Raw genomic sequence first — 15,313 nt, 5'->3', positions numbered from 1 at the left:
CGTCATGCCCATTGCAGGAACGCCTTCCCGAGGTGAACTGCTCGCGCGCAACGGCTGCCTGAACATAATCAGGCAGCCCGCCGCGCCGGTAAAACCCGCGCCCGGGCAACCGGGCAGCGGGTCTTCGTATGTTCAGGACACGCCGGAAATATTCGTCTCCATTCTCGACGATGACCGCATTTTCGCGTTCAACGGTCACGTGGATCTGGGAACGGGCATACGCACGTCGCTTGGACAGATCGTGGCGGAAGAACTGGATGTCCCCGTCGCGCGCGTGCAGATGACCCTCGGGGATTCGGCGGAAGTGCCGAACCAGGGACCGACGATTGCGAGCGCCACGATCCAGATTTCAGCCGTACCGCTGCGCTTCGCGGCGGCGCAGGCGCGGCTCGCGTTGATTGGATTGGCGGCACGTGCGTGGGATATGGATGCCGCGCTGCTTCGTACCGACGACGGTTGCGTGATCGCGCCCGACGACACCCGCCTCACGTTCGGCGCATTGCTTCGAGGCGAGCGTCTGACGCTCGCGCTCGACATCACCGTCGCGGTGAAAGATCCGTCGACGTATCGTATTGTTGGACGCGCTTCGCCACGCGTCGATCTGCCCGCCAAGGCGACCGGCGCGCTGACCTTCGTGCACGACATGCGCGTGCCGGGCATGTTGCACGGGCGCGTGGTGCGACCGCCGTATGCGGGCCATGATTGCGGCGAGTTCATCGGCAAGATGCTGATCGATGTGGATCGTGCCTTGGTTGAAGCGCTGCCGGGCGTGCGTGGTGTCGTGGTGATCGGCGACTTCATCGGCGTGGTCGCCGAGCGCGAGGAACAGGCCATTCGCGCCGCCCGCGCATTGCGCGTGAAATGGCGTCCGATGCCGTCGCTGCCTTCTCTCGATGACCCCGCGAAGGCAATATCGGACGCGCCCGCCAAGCGGCGCTTGCTGCTCGAAGAAGGCGATGTCGCATCCGTGCAAGGCAAGGCCAATACCACGACGCTGACGCGCACGTATGTGTGGCCCTACCAGATGCATGCATCGATAGGACCATCCTGCGCGCTCGCCGATTATCGCGATGACCGCATCACCGTGTGGTCGGGAACGCAGAATCCGCAGAGCTTGCGCTACGACCTGTCGCGCCTCGTGGAGCGCGCGGAGGGTGACATCGATATCGTGCGCATGGAGGCCTCCGGATGCTATGGCCGCAATTGCGCCGATGATGTCGCCGGCGACGCACTGCTGCTTTCGCGCGCGATGCGTCGGCCCGTGCGCGTGCAGCTATCGCGCGCCGATGAACATCAATGGGAACCCAAAGGCACCGCGCAAGTGGTCGACGTGACCGGCACCGTGTCTGACAGCGGCGAGACGCTCGCGTATGAGTTCGCGTCGCGGTATCCATCGAACGATGCGCCGTTGCTGGCGCTGCTGCTCACGGGCGCAATGCCGGCCGAACCGCGTGTCTTCGAGATGGGCGACCGGACGGCGGTGTCGCCGTACGCGTTCGAGCATCGGCGATTTGTTTGCAACGACATGGCGCCGCTAATCAGGGCGTCGTGGTTCAGGGGGGTATCGGCGCTGCCGAACTCGTTTGCGCACGATGTGTTTATCGATGAACTCGCGGTCGAGACCGGCGCCGATCCGCTTGAATTCCGGTTGCGGCATTTGCAGGACCAGCGCGCAAAGGAATTGCTGGAGGCTGTGGCCATGCGGGCGGGCTGGCAACGTCGAGTAAAGCCCAACGTCCCGACCGCGCGCCTGTTGCAAGGCCGCGGCGTGGCATATGCGCGTTACGTTCATAGCCGCTTTCCGGGGTTTGGCGCGGCATGGTCGGCGTGGATCGTCGATCTGGAAGTGGACCGCGTCACTGGCGAGATACGGATGAAGCGCGTGACCGTCGGGCAGGACACCGGGACCGTCGTCAATCCCGATGGCGTGCGTCATCAGATCCACGGCAACGTCATTCAAACGCTCAGCCGTGTATTGAAAGAGCGTGTTCGCTTTACCGATGGCCTGGTTGCCAGCCGCGAATGGGGCAGTTACCCAATCCTGAGCTTCCCGGAATTGCCGCCAATCGATGTCGTGCAAATGGAGCGGCAGGGAGAACCGCCGCTTGGGTCGGGCGAGTCGGCGTCGTTGCCGGGCGCGGCGGCTATTGCCAATGCGCTGTTCGATGCTACCGGCGTGAGGTTTCGTGAAGCGCCGTTTACGGCGGATGTGGTGCGGGCTGCGTTGAAGGCGGCTTTGTTGCCCGCGCCTTAACCCTCTTCCGCCCGCGTCATTGCCTTCAACAGATAAACGATCGCCACGCGTTCGGCCGGGTTCAGTCCGCCGAACGTTTGCTCGCTGACTTGCTTGGCGAACGGAATGCTCTGATCAATCAGCGCAAGACCTTCCGGTGTAGTGCGAACCAAAAGCTTGCGTCCATCGAGCGGATCGGGGGAAACAACGATCAGCGAACGTGCCTTGAGCCGTTCGACCACGCCGCGAATGGTTGCCTGATCGATGGCGGTCGCCTTGACGATATCGTTCAACGAGCAGGATTGCTGCTCCTTCACTGCGCACAGCGTCACGAATTGCGCGGCGGTCAGATCTGAATCAGGAATCGCCGCCTGGAAAATCGCGACGTGGCGCTGATAGGCGCGCCGCAGCAGGTGGCCGATCTGCTCGGAGAAGTGATACGCGTCGGCGCCGGGAGCGTTCGGGACGTCCGCAACAACACGAACGTCCTTGGCAGCAGCGAGAGGGGATTTTTTAGCCATGCGCCAATTGTAGCGTACACGTTATACCTCCGGCATGCTGCTTCGACGTTTAAGGCCTGGGAACAAAGACGGTTCGACGCAAACTGTCTGTATTTGCCCAATGCTTGCCGATATCCGCGAGCGATACGACCTGGGTTTCGGTCTGCAATCCGGCGGGAACAGCCGCGTTGAACACTTCCTGCATGGCATGCAGAAGGCGAGGCAGCGGAACACTTCCAATCCCGCTGCCCGAAAGCGTAATCGCCGCCGAGCGCAGGACGGCGGCCGGCAACTGGATATCAGCGCCGCTGATCGAACCGATCTGGACAAAGCGGACCGGATGATCGTCGGGCGATGCCTTGGCCGCCGAGATCAGCAACGCCCGGGCGCTGGTTCCCCACAAGTAATCCAGCACCACATCCACGCCTACGGCAAATTGCGACTCGAAGGCGCGGTTCAACGCATCCTCATCCTGTTCCAACGAAATCGTGACGTCGGCGCCGGCGAGTTTCATCGCTTGAAGCGCAGCCTTGCGCCGCCCGGTCGCGATGATCCTCCCCGCGCCAAGGTGCTTCGCGATCTGCACCGCGAGGCGCCCGGAGGTGCCCGTTGCGCCGTTGATCAGCACCGTCTCGCCCGCGGCGAACCCGCCCCGCTCGACGAGCGCCGCCCATGACGACATGCCCGGAATCGCGATGGCCGCAGCGGTGACATCATCGAGCGCATCGGGCAGCTTGGCGCAATGATCGCCGGACACGATCGTGTAGTCGGCGAACGACCCAAACGGCGCTTCCGGCTTGAAAAAATAGACCCGCTGTCCGTCTTCCAGACGTCCGGTTCCATCGACGCCCGCAACGAACGGGAACGTCGCTGCCGACGAATAATGCGTCCCCGACGCCCTCGCCCGCGCAACATGACTCAGCGCACTCGCCGTCACCTCGATCAGCCGATGACCTGCGTGCGCGGCGGGTTTATCGAAGTCGGCGTAAATGGGGCCTTGGCCCGGCGCTTTGATGATTGCAGCTTTCATGGCGTTTTCCTCAGTCTTTGATGTTTGCGGCGACCCAGGCGCGCAAGGCGCTATCGCGGATATCCAGGACTTCGAACAAGCCGACGGCGCGCAGCGCCGGCAGCGCTTCGAGCATGTCCGTCTCGGCTTCGGCACGTGCCGTTGCGGTGGTTTCCAGATTGGTCCAAACGCGCGCATTCGCGAGAAACGCGGCAACGGTACCCTTGCGGATCGTGATCCCGCCCAAGTCGGCCTGATTAACATGGTCGGGGAGAATGTCTTGGGCTCGCATTGCGGTGGCCTCCTGAAGCAGTAAGAGTGAAGCCAGTTTAGGCGTGCGGAATCGGCCGGTCTCCGGTATAAATGCCAATCAATACCGCGTTTCAGCCATGACTTCATATTTGATCCGACCTGATCTCGTGACCTCGCCCGACGGTCCGTTTCTCGCTGCGGCGGAACTGACGCAGGACGAGGCGCGCGCCACGCCGTCGCACAGCCATGCGCGCGGGCAACTCATGGGCGCGTTGAGCGGACTGATGTCGGTCGGACTCGACAAGCAGCATTGGGTCGTCCCCGCCGTGCACGCGATCTGGATTCCGCCGCATTGCGTGCATTCGGTGCGCTCGTACGGGCCGTTCTCGGGCTGGAGCGTTTTCATCACCGAACGCCGATGTGCAAATCTGCCGGCGGATCCCCGCGCGATAAGGACAACGCCGCTATTGCGCGAAGCAGTGCGCCGCGCCGCGACCTGGCCCGGCGCCGAGCTGGACCAGACACAGGCGAGGATCGCAGAAGTTGTCATCGACGAACTGGCGGCATCGAAAGAAGAATCGCTGGCGCTTCCGCGTCCCGAAGATGCGCGGCTCATCCGGATAACGGATGCGTTGGCCGGCGATTTGTCCGATAACCGTCGCCTCGAGGAATGGGCGGCGTGGGCGGGTCTCGCGCCGCGAACGCTCAGCCGCCGGTTCGTGGAAGAGACGGGCTTGAGCTTCGCGCAATGGCGTCAGCAGGCGCGTTTGCTTCGCGCGCTGGAACTGATCGCGGATGGCGTCGCGGTGACCACCATCGCGCTTGAACTGGGATACGACAACGTCAGCGCGTTTATCGATATGTTCCGGCGGGCGTTGGGGACCACGCCGGGGCGGTACAGGTCTGCCGGGTGATCCGGCTCAAACTGTCCTTTCATCGTAATTCAGCTGCGCCCTTTCAATACCGCCGCCATGCTTCGCCGCCCACAGCACGAGCGCCTCGAACGGGTCCTGTAGCGTTCGGCCGAGCGGCGTGATCGAATACTCGACCGCCACCGGCGATGACGCTATGACGCGTCGATTGACCAACCCGTTTCTCTCCAGCCGGCGCAACGCCTCCGTCAACGCCTTGTGCGTGATCGGGTCGAGGCGTCGCTTGATCGCGTTGAAACGCGAGGGTTCGGTGCACAGCACGGTCAGGATCAGCACCGACCATTTGTTCGCGATCTGTTCAAGGACAGGCCGCGTTGCGTTGATCTCGGCGAGCGGCGGTTCCACCTTCGACGCCATGACGGTTTCCTCTCGTATATCTAGTCTACGCACGGTGCGTAATTGACACTAAATATACACGGTGTATCTTCAGCCGCACCGAACAAACAAGGGGTTGACTGTGCTGAAGCTCGAAGGAAAGACAGCGGTTGTCACGGGTGGCAATAGCGGAATTGGTCTCGCAATAGCCCGGCGTTTTGCCGAGCAAGGCGCCCATGTTTTTATCACCGGCCGTCGCCAGGCTCAGCTCGATGAAGCTGTTGCACTGATCGGCGGTCGCGTGGAAGCCGTGCAAGGCGACGTGACGAATGCGGGCGATCTCGACCGGCTGTTCGATACCGTCAAGGCGAAGGCCGGCAAGCTGGATATCCTCGTGACGTCGTCGGGAGTGTCAGAATACTCGACGCTCGAATCCACGACCGAAGAACATTTCGATAAAGCCTTCGACGTGAATGTCCGGGGCATGGTGTTCACCGTGCAGCGCGCGGTGCAACACATGGCTGGCGGCGGCAGCATCGTATTGGTGGGATCGATTGCCGGGTCGATTGGTAATCCGGGCTACGGGACCTACTCGGCCACGAAAGCAGCCGTGCGGTCATACGCGCGTACGTGGACCGCTGAACTGGCGGCAAGAAAAATTCGCGTGAATGTGCTGAGCCCCGGTCCCATCGATACACCCATGTTCGAAAACGTCAGCGATGAAGTACGGCTTTCGCTGACCAGCCGGATTCCGTTGGATCGTTTGGGCCGTCCCGAGGAAGTGGCGGACGCGGCATTGTTCCTTGCGTCGTCGGATAGCAGTTTTGTGGCCGGTGCGGAGTTGTGTATCGATGGAGGGATGACACAGGTTTGAGTGAGCGGTTATCGCCCGGCGGTGCAACGGCGGCAAATGCCGAAACTAGGGTTGCCGCTTCATTTCGGCCAGCACCCGTTGGAGCGGTGCCGGAGAAACGCTGATGGCGCCTGAAAAGGGAGCGTCGAGTTCGAGGATCAAATATATCGTGCTCGACATCAGTGCCGCCGCAACGAGAAGACTGCCAATGACTATGGCATTGCGCGGCGCGCGATATCCGAAACTCGCGAACACAAGCAACAGCCAGGTCACGACCATTGCCACGATTGGCGGGGGAATGGATCCCTCCGATTGCTCCAGCAGAGCCCAGCGCAACTCGACGATCTTGCTGTATTCCTGCCGGGCGTCGTTCCATACGGCCAGATGCTCGCCATCAGCCGGAGAAAAGGATCGAAGGCTATTTCCGACGTCGTTGAGCAACTCCTCGGAAGTCTTGTCCGACACCAGAAGCGGATCGCGGCTGGTCCACTTCCCGTCCGCTGCGCGCTCCACGTACCTGGCCAGGCGTCGCCGCGCGTCAGCGGCATCGCTACCATAGAGTTGCAGTGTTCGATCGAGGAGAACCAGATCGGTGGCGAAAGCGTGAACGTCGCGATTGATCCCGTCGAACCTGTTTTTTGCCGAGTTGATCATCAGGCCAAGAACCAGCGACGTCATCACCACGAAAATACCCGCGATCAGCCTGATCACGCTCAGTGTCGCGTCATCGTGATGGCGGGACATCACTCGGTGATGGAAAAAAAGACAGCCGATCCCCGCCGAACTCAGAATGGCGAATATCAGGATTGCGGTTGCGATCAGCGCCATGCTTGCCTGCCTCGCCCCAAATGTCGGGAAAACGCTGCAATGGATTGAGCCACCTCGATGGTACGCGTTGCGTGCTGCGCAGCAAGTGCAGTATAGGATCAGTCAACCGAACGACTTAAGGCGGTGAAACCCGGTGTAATGTTGACTCGCTGGGTCCAACCTGTGCGCGAGCAAACGCCTGGCGCCTCGATCCCGCAGGATGTTTTTGTCGAAGGCTATCAGCCCGGTTGCATAGGGCTGGCCGGGTTTGTGGCGTCCTTGCCGGCTCCTGACAAGGCGCTTTGACTTTACGTGGAAAATGGAAGGTCGCTGGCTTCGCTGACAATTGATAGCGACGATACAGCGGGCGTGGCCCATCTGCGTTGGTCATCGTCGACGATTCGCGAGGCAGAGGGAAAACAATGGGGCTCGACTGTCGTGGAACAACGGTTTAGCCGAGCGTCGAACAAAACAACGAATTAGAAATTCAGGCGGCGACCTTTTGCTCCGCTGCTGCCTGCTCGCGCATGCGACGGGCTTCGTCGCGCAGGAACTCCTGGTAATCGTCCAGATCGCCATCGAAGGGCTCTACGCCGCCCTTGGTGACAAGCCAGAACTCGTCACACACCGCACGCAACAGGGACCGGTCGTGACTGACCAGCATCACCGTGCCTTCGAATCCGTTGAGTGCCATGCCTAGCGCTTCGCGAGTAGACAGGTCGAGGTGATTGGTAGGCTCGTCGAGCAGCAGCAGGTTGGGACGCTGCCACACGATCATGCACAACACGAGGCGCGCCTTTTCGCCGCCGCTCATCGTGCCGACCTTCTGGTGGACCATGTCGCCACTGAAATTGAAGGTGCCGAGGAAGGTGCGAAGCGATTGTTCGGTGCCACTCTGGCCGGGGCCGCGCATGTTCGCCGGCGTGTCCTTGGCAAGGCGGATCATGTGTTCCATCGGCGTGTCGAGAGGACGCAGCACGTCGAGTTCCTGCTGTGCGAAGTAGCCGATGTTCAGGCCTTTGCCTTCGCTGATTTCGCCGGCAATCGGCGCGAGTTCGTGCGCCACCGTCTTCACCAGCGTGGACTTGCCTTGGCCGTTGGCACCGAGAATGCCAATGCGCTGCCCCGCCAGCACGGACCGATTGATGCCCCGCACGATGACCGTCGGCGGTGAATCAGGCGGTGCGTCGGTCGGCGCCGGGTAGCCGAAGCTCGCGTCCAGCATCGACAAAAGCGGATTCGGGACGTTGAGCGGCTCCTTGAACTCGAAGGTGAACTCTGCGTCTGCAAGCACCGGCGCGATCTTTTCCATGCGTTCGAGCGCCTTGACCCGGCTCTGCGCCTGCTTCGCCTTCGAGGCCGTGGCCTTGAAACGGTCGATGAATTTCTGCAAGTGGGCGATCTTGTCCGCCTGCTTGGCCATCGAGGCCTGCTGCAACAGCATCTGCTCGGCGCGCATCTCTTCGAATTTGCTGTAGTTACCGCCGTAACGCACGAGCTTGGCGTTGTCGACGTGCACCGTAACCTGCGTCACCGCGTCGAGGAATTCACGATCGTGGCTGATCACGACCATGGTTCCTTGATAGCGCTTGAGCCACGCTTCCAGCCAGACCAGCGCGTCGAGGTCCAGGTGATTGGTCGGTTCGTCGAGCAACAGCAAGTCGGACGGACACATGAGCGCGCGCGCCAGCTGCAGTCGCATGCGCCAGCCGCCGGAGAAACTGTTGACCGGCTGGCTGAGCTGCGCAGCACTGAAGCCAAGGCCCAGGATCAGCGCTTGGGCACGCGCGGGGGCATCGTGCGCACCGGCGTCGTGCAGGGCCATGTAGGCGTGCGCCATGCGCATGCCGTCGTCGCTGGCCTCAGCGGCGTCTACTTCAGCCTGCGCTGCCAGCAGTGCAGTGTCACCGTCGACTACGAAGTCGGTCGCACTCTGCTCAGTCTCCGGCATGTCCTGCGCGACCTGGCCCATCTTCCATGCAGCGGGGATGGAAAACTCGCCGCCGTCTTCGTGCAACGTGCCGTTGAGAAGGCCGAAAAAGGACGACTTGCCAGCGCCATTACGGCCAACAAGGCCAATCTTTTCGCCAGGAGTGAAGGTGACGGACGCGCTATCGAGCACGACGTTGACGCCACGGCGCAGCGTGACATTACGGACGGAAATCATAAAGAGCTACTTCGGAGAGGACACGCATGATAGCCGACCGACGTACTGGGCGGTCTCTTTTCTGGCCGCACGAGTGAAGCGCTGTTCGCACTTTGCGGCACCTGGCTGGCGCAAACCGAAGCGGACACTGGCTCACCGGGCATTGCGGGTGCGGGGCCAGGAACAGACGGTAACCAACAGTTCTTGGCCGGGTTCCGTCACACGCCGCGTAAAAAGCGTCGGAAAAGCAAGGCTAACTTGCCTTTTCATCTCTATAGACCCTAAAGCGCATTGTTCGATAGCGGACGGATCTACCTGATCAACCCGAGCACAATTCGTCTAATGTAAAGCGATCGGTAGATGTCTTCGACATCGGGACAAGTGCCGTCACGGTCGATGAAGTTCATCAAGGGAATCGAGTGAAACAATTACCGGTGGTGCCGCATGCGGCGAGACTCAAGATCGCGGTAGGTCCAAAGCGTCAAACCTTTTCCTGCTCCGGCGATCAGTTCGACATCATTGTCGCCTACGCCGAGAGCCACGGCTTGCTCTGTGCGCCGTTCCACCTGGTGGTTTCGGAATACATGCGCTCCAGGCTGCATTGATCTAGCCGCCTTCTGGCGGAATGTCTTTAGAAGTGGTTGAGGATGCCGTTATCACGGTTGTTACTCAGTGTGCGGAACAGCAAAGCTTTGCTTCGTCCGTCTCTCAACTCTCCATCGGTGTTGTTACATGAAAACCTTGATCCTCGCGCTTGCCGCTGCAACCGTAACCTTTGCAACAATCGTCCCGGCGATCGCCGCGCCGTACCATCATCATCGCGAATGTCATAAGGTACGCGTTCATCATCATTGGGAACACCGTTGCCGTTAAGACGATGTAGTCCGTTACCGGAGGAAGGCTCTTGGGTAGCGGGCTATCTGTGAACAGCTGAGCGGTCGCAGGACTCCAACAATTGGCTGCAGTCACTGAGCAACGCGTTTAAAACTGACATAGTAATCGTCGGTGTAATAGCAGTCGCTGGTCTGCCGGCGCAGTCCTCCACATATGATCCGGCGCTTCCCGCGATCCGCAGCGCCAGGCGTACGAACTGTGTACGCGTGGTAATAGCCCCGCGGATGCTGCGGCAGCAGTGCATCGCTATTGCGGAACAGGACGCCATCCTCGGAGAACGGGTAAGGGCCGCCCGCTTTGATTAGACGGAATGTTTCGGAAGCTTCCGCTGGCAACTGCGCGTGAGTGACAACGGCCAGCACGCTTTGTCCCTGCGGGTGAGATGCAGCAAGTGTGTCGCTTGCGGCTTGCCCGAGCGGGGCCGCTGCCTGGCTTGCGGGTGCCCCCGGTTCCTGAGTAGTGGTTCGCGAGTCGTCCTTACCGCATCCAACAAGGATAGCGCTCAGAGCGAGCGTGCAAGAGTAAGCCCATGCTCGCTTCATGATGCGGATATCTCCCGGTTGTGTGGCCTTCGACGATCACGAGCATTCAGGTTAGCGCTTATGGCAGGGCGAATCAACGTTTCGCCCTTCGCAAAAGTCACCGTGTATCTGCTGGCACCCGAGAGCCGCTGTCCCGTCGCGTCGAGCTCTTGATAGAGATATTTCGTTTCGGCCGGCGCATTGACCAGTATGTTTGACTTGGCTACTGCGGTCCGTGTGAAATAGTCTGTGCCGAACGCAGCGTTATTCTGGGTCGAGGTCCAGGAGTAGTGGCCGATCGCATCCCAACGACGATCGGTTCACCTTTCCCCTCCCCGTCACACAAGAGGAATGTAGATATCGGTGCGCCATTGGTCTTGCGGCGTTTCCGGAAAGACACTCAGGTAATGAAAAAACAGTGGATGGTCCCGAAGTTCTTCTCCGCTTCCGGGAAGCCAATCACGGTAGATCGGATAGATTGTTTCGCCGATGTGGTCGGGCGATCCGGTATGCCGAACCACTGCGCATCGACCGCCCGGAATGACGACTTCGCGGATACCGTAGGCGTTCAATGCCACCGGCTCGTCAATTTCTCCGCAGATGTCGAAGCGAAATGCATCTGCCGGTGTCGTTTCCGGGTTATTGCGCGGAATGCCAAAAGTTTTGCTCGACGCAATCGGCGACTGACCACTTTGCTTGCGCCAGTCGATGAACTTCCGCACGCTCTCGTTAACGAGCCCAGGCGATCCGCAGTGCTCAAGCGCGGCGACGCGTGCCTCAAAAAAATCGATGACCTTGACTTGCATAGTGAGTTTCCTCGAAAGATATGGGACGATAAACGTCGCACTCCAGATCTGCCAATTGGGCTGCTGTCGAAATGAACTCGGCGCCATACCAAACGCGCGCTTGAACGCGCGACTGAAGGCTTCGGGGCTTTCGAAGCCCGCGTCGTACGCGGCATCGAGCACCGAACAGAACTCACGTGAAGCGAGGCGGTGTGCAGCCTTGCGCAAGCGAATCAACTGCACGAAGCGCGCGACCGGCATTCCGACATACGCGGCAAACTGTCGATGAAAATGGAACTTCGAGAAGTTCGCAATGCGACTTAGCGCTTCAACCGACAGGTCGCCCTCGATGTTCATGTCGATGTACGCAAGTACGGCATCGAAGCGTTTTGTGTATGCGCGAGTGGCGTCAACGTGAGTTTGCATGGTCTGGATTTGAATCGTGCGACTTGCGCTATGGTCGCTCATAGCCGCGACATTGCGCCTAGCCGCTCTTGCTCAAACCTGAAGACGGCGTGTCCGGTAAAGGCCCGCTCCAGCTTCGCGGGCGCGCTGGATGGTCCTACCCGACGTAAGAAAAAACTGCAAAGCCAGACCCGTTGAACTGGAACTCCGCGACCTCGCGCATTCCCATCCTTGCGTGCGCCCGAAACGATGCCTCGTTGTCATGCCGTATAAAAAGAACCCCTTCACGTCCCGGTTCCAGACGACGCAATTCCGCAAACATCACCTGTGCCAACCCTTTGCCCCGCTCCTGCACATCAACACAAACTGGCCCGTACACGTACGCGTCAGCCGTGCCGTGATAGGCGGCAAACATGGCTTGGACGATGGGCATATCGGCATTCATTTGCCGTGTGGTCGCCATAAGAAAGCCGGTAACTCTGCGGTTACGACGCGCAACGATAAGCGGCATGCTGTCCATCATCGCAACGATCCGGGACCGCGGCAAACTAGCCGACAGCGTACCGCCCTGCTCTATCTGATTTGCGGCCTGAAGCTCCAGAATTCCTTCCAGATCAGCTTCGGTTGCTTTGCTTACATTGGTTACGGTATCTGCCATGATCTGTCGTCCGGGTATCTGAAACTGAACGCCTATCCAATTTGCCCGGCGCAACCAGCTATTTCCCGATACAACAACCTCTGAATCGGGACTATGATCGGCAAACCGGGCGGCTCTGATTTGAAATTAGCGGAGGTTCCTTTGAAAGCAGAAACCAATTTCATCTTTTTCCCAGGCAACAATACTCCCAACTGGATTCGAGCGGCAGTCGCAGTCTATTGGATTGGATTTGCAGTTTTTATAGTCCGTATTGTTCGTGGAGTGGGTCTTCCGCGTTTCAGTACTCGCCCGGACATAGAAGCGGCGATTACGGTGTTTGCGCTGCTCTCCGCAATCTCGGTCTTCTATGCATTTACTATCATGCGGCTTTCAGCCGGAAAACTTTGGGCAAGAAACCTCGCGCTTTTATTCACGGCATACCTCATCATCACAAGTCTTTATCATCTGTCTGCGCACGGGTTATCCTCCGATCAGAACAATGCCATGGGTTTAATAATCATTGCCGCGGAAACAGCCGCCGGGTTATTTTTGCTCACCTCGGAAAGTACCGCATGGTTCAAATCGAAGATTAGCTAGACCGGAATACATGAACAGGCTGGGATCAACCCCGGCGGCATCGTCATTGCTGCACGCCGGGCGCAAAGGGTCGCCCGGGTATTCAACATGCGTTTGTGCCGGGGGATAAACGGCGCTTATCCCATCCAGCCATGACTCGGAACCCTAGCGCGCTGCAGCGGCCACGCTGGCCCGCGCCTTATGCAATTTCCTGTAACTGTCGATCAAGCGGTGGTGCCTGTCGAGACCCTCCAGATTCATGCTCGTGGGCGTCAAACCATAGAACCGCACGCTGCCGTCTACTGATCCCATTACTGCGTCCATCCGGGCGTCGCCGAACATCCGGCGGAAGTTGACCACGTAGTCATCCAGTTCCAGGTCGTCGTCGAGCATCACTTCCAGCACCACATTCAAGGCCTGGTAAAACAATCCCCGCTCGACCGTATTGTCGTTGTACTGCAGGAAGGCGCCTACCAACTCTTGCGCCTCCTCGAATTGCTGCAAGGCGACATGAATCAGCAGCTTCAACTCGAGAACGGTCAGTTGTCCCCACTCCGTATTTTCATCGAACTCGATGCCGATCAAAGTGGCAATATCGGAGTGCTCATCCAGTTCATTGTTATCCAGGCGCTCGAGCAATGCGGCCAGGCCGGCATCGTCCAGTCGATGCAAGTTCAGGATATCGGCACGGAACAACAACGCCTTGTTTGTGTTATCCCAGACCAAATCCTCTACCGGGTAAACTTCCGAATACCCCGGCACCAGAATCCGGCACGCCACGGCGCCCAGTTGGTCATACACCGCCACGTAAGCCTCTTTGCCGATGTCTTCGAGAATTCCGAACAAGGTCGCGGCTTCCTCCGCATTAGAGTTTTCACCCTGACCAGAAAAATCCCACTCGACAAAATCGAAATCCGCTTTGGCGCTGAAAAAGCGCCATGACACAATGCCGCTGGAATCGATGAAGTGCTCGACAAAGTTATTCGGCTCAGTCACCGCTTCACTGGCAAAGGTGGGCCGAGGTAATTCGTTCAGGCCTTCAAAACTGCGGCCCTGCAGCAATTCCGTCAGGCTACGCTCAAGCGCCACCTCCAAGCTCGGGTGCGCGCCGAACGAGGCAAACACACCGCCTGTCCGAGGGTTCATCAAGGTGACGCACATCACGGGGTACACCCCGCCCAGCGACGCATCCTTGACCAGCACCGGAAAGCCCTGCTCTTCCAACCCATTGATGCCGGCCAGAATGCCAGGGTATTTCGCCAGCACTTCCTGGGGCACATCGGGCAATGCAATTTCGCCTTCCAGAATTTCGCGTTTGACCGCCCGTTCGAAAATCTCCGACAGACATTGCACTTGCGCCTCAACCAGCGTATTCCCGGCACTCATGCCATTGCTGACGTACAGGTTTTCGATCAGGTTGGAGGGGAAATAGACCGCCTCACCATCCGACTGCCGCACATACGGCAGCGCACAGATGCCGCGCTGTGTATTGCCTGAGTTGGTATCGATCAGATGCGAGCTGCGTAACTCGCCGTCCGGATTGTAGATTTGCAGAGAATAATCATCCAGAATCTCAGCCGGCAGCGCATCCTTGCGGCCAGGCTTGAACCAGCGCTCGTTCGGGTAATGTACAAACGCCGCGTTGGCGATGTCTTCGCCCCAAAACGCGCCGGCGTAGAAATGGTTGCAATTCAATCGCTCGATGTACTCTCCCAGCGCCGACGCCAAAGCGCTTTCCTTGGTCGCTCCCTTGCCATTGGTAAAGCACATCGGCGAGTGCGCATCGCGAATATGCAGCGACCACACATTGGGAACAAGATTGCGCCATGAAGCGATTTCAATCTTGATGCCCAATGCCGCCAAAGTGCCCGACATGTTGGCGATGGTTTGCTCCAACGGCAGATCCTTGCCCGCAATATAAGTGCTCGCGTCGGAAGCCGGCTTCAACGTCAGCAACGACTGGGCATCGGCATCCAGGTTCTCTACCTCTTCAATCACGAACTCGGGTCCGGCCTGGACCACTTTTTTCACCGTACAACGGTCGATGGAGCGCAAGATGCCCTGCCGGTCTTTGGCAGAGATATCCGCTGGCAACTCGACCTGAATCTTGAAAATCTGCTGGTACCGGTTTTCCGGATCAACAATATTGTTCTGCGACAGGCGGATATTTTCGGTAGGAATATTGCGAGTCACGCAGTACAACTTCACGAAATAAGCTGCGCACAAGGCCGATGAGGCCAGAAAATAGTCGAAGGGACCCGGCGCCGAGCCGTCGCCCTTATATCGGATAGGCTGGTCGGCTATTACCGTGAAGTCATCGAACTTGGCTTCAAGACGCAGCTTATCGAGGAAGTTGACTTTGATTTCCATGGGGGAATCCTAAAATAGCGCTCAAAATGTCGTAGCCGCTATTATCCGCTGCCAAGTGCAGTTGCACCTAACTGACGT

General features: G+C 59.2%; 15 protein-coding genes. 5 read left to right on the top strand and 10 right to left on the bottom strand.

Features of this window, described 5'->3' with window-relative positions:
- The first annotated feature begins 4 nt into the window (after nt 1-4).
- Nucleotides 5-2,254 carry a molybdopterin cofactor-binding domain-containing protein gene (locus HB633_RS10210; RefSeq protein ID WP_213777982.1) on the top strand — a complete coding sequence of 750 codons (2,250 nt, stop codon included), beginning with the start codon at nt 5-7 and terminating at the stop codon, nt 2,252-2,254.
- On the opposite strand, the gene HB633_RS10205 is transcribed toward HB633_RS10210, so the two are convergent.
- From HB633_RS10205 to HB633_RS10195, 3 genes are read right to left on the bottom strand one after another with little or no spacing between them, the layout of a single operon-like run.
- Nucleotides 2,251-2,754, bottom strand: coding sequence for a MarR family winged helix-turn-helix transcriptional regulator (locus HB633_RS10205; RefSeq protein ID WP_213777981.1), 504 nt, complete (start codon nt 2,752-2,754; stop codon nt 2,251-2,253). The two genes, HB633_RS10210 and HB633_RS10205, sit on opposite strands and share 4 nt — an antisense overlap.
- A 49-nt stretch (nt 2,755-2,803) precedes the next feature.
- Nucleotides 2,804-3,763, bottom strand: a complete 960-nt coding sequence (locus tag HB633_RS10200) for a zinc-binding alcohol dehydrogenase family protein (RefSeq protein WP_213777980.1) — start codon at nt 3,761-3,763, stop codon at nt 2,804-2,806.
- Nucleotides 3,764-3,773: 10 nt separating this feature from the next.
- Nucleotides 3,774-4,034 (bottom strand): hypothetical protein, encoded by a 261-nt coding sequence (locus tag HB633_RS10195; protein WP_213777979.1) that lies wholly within the window; start codon nt 4,032-4,034, stop codon nt 3,774-3,776.
- Nucleotides 4,035-4,131: 97 nt separating this feature from the next.
- Here HB633_RS10195 and HB633_RS10190 point away from each other — a divergent pair, with 97 nt between their 5' ends.
- Nucleotides 4,132-4,908: a helix-turn-helix transcriptional regulator gene (locus HB633_RS10190; RefSeq protein WP_213777978.1), complete on the top strand. Its 777-nt coding sequence runs from the start codon at nt 4,132-4,134 to the stop codon at nt 4,906-4,908.
- A 6-nt stretch (nt 4,909-4,914) separates the two neighbouring features.
- On the opposite strand, the gene HB633_RS10185 is transcribed toward HB633_RS10190, so the two are convergent.
- The gene (locus HB633_RS10185) at nt 4,915-5,283 is read right to left on the bottom strand and encodes a helix-turn-helix domain-containing protein (protein WP_213777977.1); all 369 of its coding nucleotides are present in this window, start codon (nt 5,281-5,283) and stop codon (nt 4,915-4,917) included.
- Between the two features lie 100 nt (nt 5,284-5,383).
- On the opposite strand from HB633_RS10185, the gene HB633_RS10180 reads away from it, so the two are divergent.
- A complete protein-coding gene (locus HB633_RS10180; RefSeq protein WP_213777976.1) occupies nt 5,384-6,115 on the top strand; it encodes a glucose 1-dehydrogenase in 732 nt (243 codons plus the stop codon).
- 45 nt (nt 6,116-6,160) lie between these two features.
- Here the strand turns inward: HB633_RS10180 and HB633_RS10175 are convergent, their stop codons facing one another.
- A complete protein-coding gene (locus HB633_RS10175) occupies nt 6,161-6,922 on the bottom strand; it encodes a DUF4239 domain-containing protein (protein WP_213777975.1) in 762 nt (253 codons plus the stop codon).
- A gap of 466 nt (nt 6,923-7,388) precedes the next feature.
- Entirely contained in the window at nt 7,389-9,068 is a 1,680-nt protein-coding gene (locus tag HB633_RS10170; RefSeq protein WP_213777974.1) for an ATP-binding cassette domain-containing protein, read from the bottom strand.
- A 398-nt stretch (nt 9,069-9,466) separates the two neighbouring features.
- Between HB633_RS10170 and HB633_RS10165 the strand changes: the two genes are divergently transcribed.
- Nucleotides 9,467-9,652, top strand: coding sequence for a hypothetical protein (locus HB633_RS10165; RefSeq protein ID WP_213777973.1), 186 nt, complete (start codon nt 9,467-9,469; stop codon nt 9,650-9,652).
- 360 nt (nt 9,653-10,012) lie between these two features.
- Here the strand turns inward: HB633_RS10165 and HB633_RS10160 are convergent, their stop codons facing one another.
- From HB633_RS10160 to HB633_RS10150, 3 genes are all read right to left on the bottom strand, one after another.
- The gene (locus tag HB633_RS10160; RefSeq protein WP_213777972.1) at nt 10,013-10,483 is read right to left on the bottom strand and encodes a ribonuclease; all 471 of its coding nucleotides are present in this window, start codon (nt 10,481-10,483) and stop codon (nt 10,013-10,015) included.
- A gap of 317 nt (nt 10,484-10,800) precedes the next feature.
- Complete coding sequence (locus HB633_RS10155) at nt 10,801-11,673, bottom strand: AraC family transcriptional regulator (protein WP_213777971.1); 873 nt, start codon at nt 11,671-11,673, stop codon at nt 10,801-10,803.
- Between the two features lie 136 nt (nt 11,674-11,809).
- Nucleotides 11,810-12,310 (bottom strand): hypothetical protein, encoded by a 501-nt coding sequence (locus HB633_RS10150; protein WP_213777970.1) that lies wholly within the window; start codon nt 12,308-12,310, stop codon nt 11,810-11,812.
- Nucleotides 12,311-12,403: 93 nt separating this feature from the next.
- Here HB633_RS10150 and HB633_RS10145 point away from each other — a divergent pair, with 93 nt between their 5' ends.
- The gene (locus HB633_RS10145) at nt 12,404-12,886 is read left to right on the top strand and encodes a hypothetical protein (protein ID WP_213777969.1); all 483 of its coding nucleotides are present in this window, start codon (nt 12,404-12,406) and stop codon (nt 12,884-12,886) included.
- 144 nt (nt 12,887-13,030) lie between these two features.
- On the opposite strand, the gene HB633_RS10140 is transcribed toward HB633_RS10145, so the two are convergent.
- Nucleotides 13,031-15,235: an OsmC domain/YcaO domain-containing protein gene (locus HB633_RS10140; RefSeq protein ID WP_213777968.1), complete on the bottom strand. Its 2,205-nt coding sequence runs from the start codon at nt 15,233-15,235 to the stop codon at nt 13,031-13,033.
- Nucleotides 15,236-15,313 lie beyond the last annotated feature (78 nt).

Source organism: Caballeronia sp. dw_276 (assembly GCF_018449635.1).
Taxonomy (GTDB): Bacteria; Pseudomonadota; Gammaproteobacteria; order Burkholderiales; family Burkholderiaceae; genus Caballeronia.
The sequence above is the reverse complement of the archived record's forward strand: the minus strand, read 5'-3'. Positions and strand labels throughout refer to the sequence as shown.

Coding starts and splice junctions, on each gene's coding strand:
- HB633_RS10170 (WP_213777974.1), bottom strand. CDS start 9,068: ATGATTTCCGTCCGTAATGTCACGCTGCGCCGTGGCGTCAACGTCGTG.
- HB633_RS10150 (WP_213777970.1), bottom strand. CDS start 12,310: ATGGCAGATACCGTAACCAATGTAAGCAAAGCAACCGAAGCTGATCTG.
- HB633_RS10140 (WP_213777968.1), bottom strand. CDS start 15,235: ATGGAAATCAAAGTCAACTTCCTCGATAAGCTGCGTCTTGAAGCCAAG.
- HB633_RS10185 (WP_213777977.1), bottom strand. CDS start 5,283: ATGGCGTCGAAGGTGGAACCGCCGCTCGCCGAGATCAACGCAACGCGG.
- HB633_RS10210 (WP_213777982.1), top strand. CDS start 5: ATGCCCATTGCAGGAACGCCTTCCCGAGGTGAACTGCTCGCGCGCAAC.
- HB633_RS10175 (WP_213777975.1), bottom strand. CDS start 6,922: ATGGCGCTGATCGCAACCGCAATCCTGATATTCGCCATTCTGAGTTCG.
- HB633_RS10145 (WP_213777969.1), top strand. CDS start 12,404: ATGATCGGCAAACCGGGCGGCTCTGATTTGAAATTAGCGGAGGTTCCT.
- HB633_RS10200 (WP_213777980.1), bottom strand. CDS start 3,763: ATGAAAGCTGCAATCATCAAAGCGCCGGGCCAAGGCCCCATTTACGCC.
- HB633_RS10205 (WP_213777981.1), bottom strand. CDS start 2,754: ATGGCTAAAAAATCCCCTCTCGCTGCTGCCAAGGACGTTCGTGTTGTT.
- HB633_RS10155 (WP_213777971.1), bottom strand. CDS start 11,673: ATGCAAACTCACGTTGACGCCACTCGCGCATACACAAAACGCTTCGAT.
- HB633_RS10195 (WP_213777979.1), bottom strand. CDS start 4,034: ATGCGAGCCCAAGACATTCTCCCCGACCATGTTAATCAGGCCGACTTG.
- HB633_RS10190 (WP_213777978.1), top strand. CDS start 4,132: ATGACTTCATATTTGATCCGACCTGATCTCGTGACCTCGCCCGACGGT.
- HB633_RS10160 (WP_213777972.1), bottom strand. CDS start 10,483: ATGAAGCGAGCATGGGCTTACTCTTGCACGCTCGCTCTGAGCGCTATC.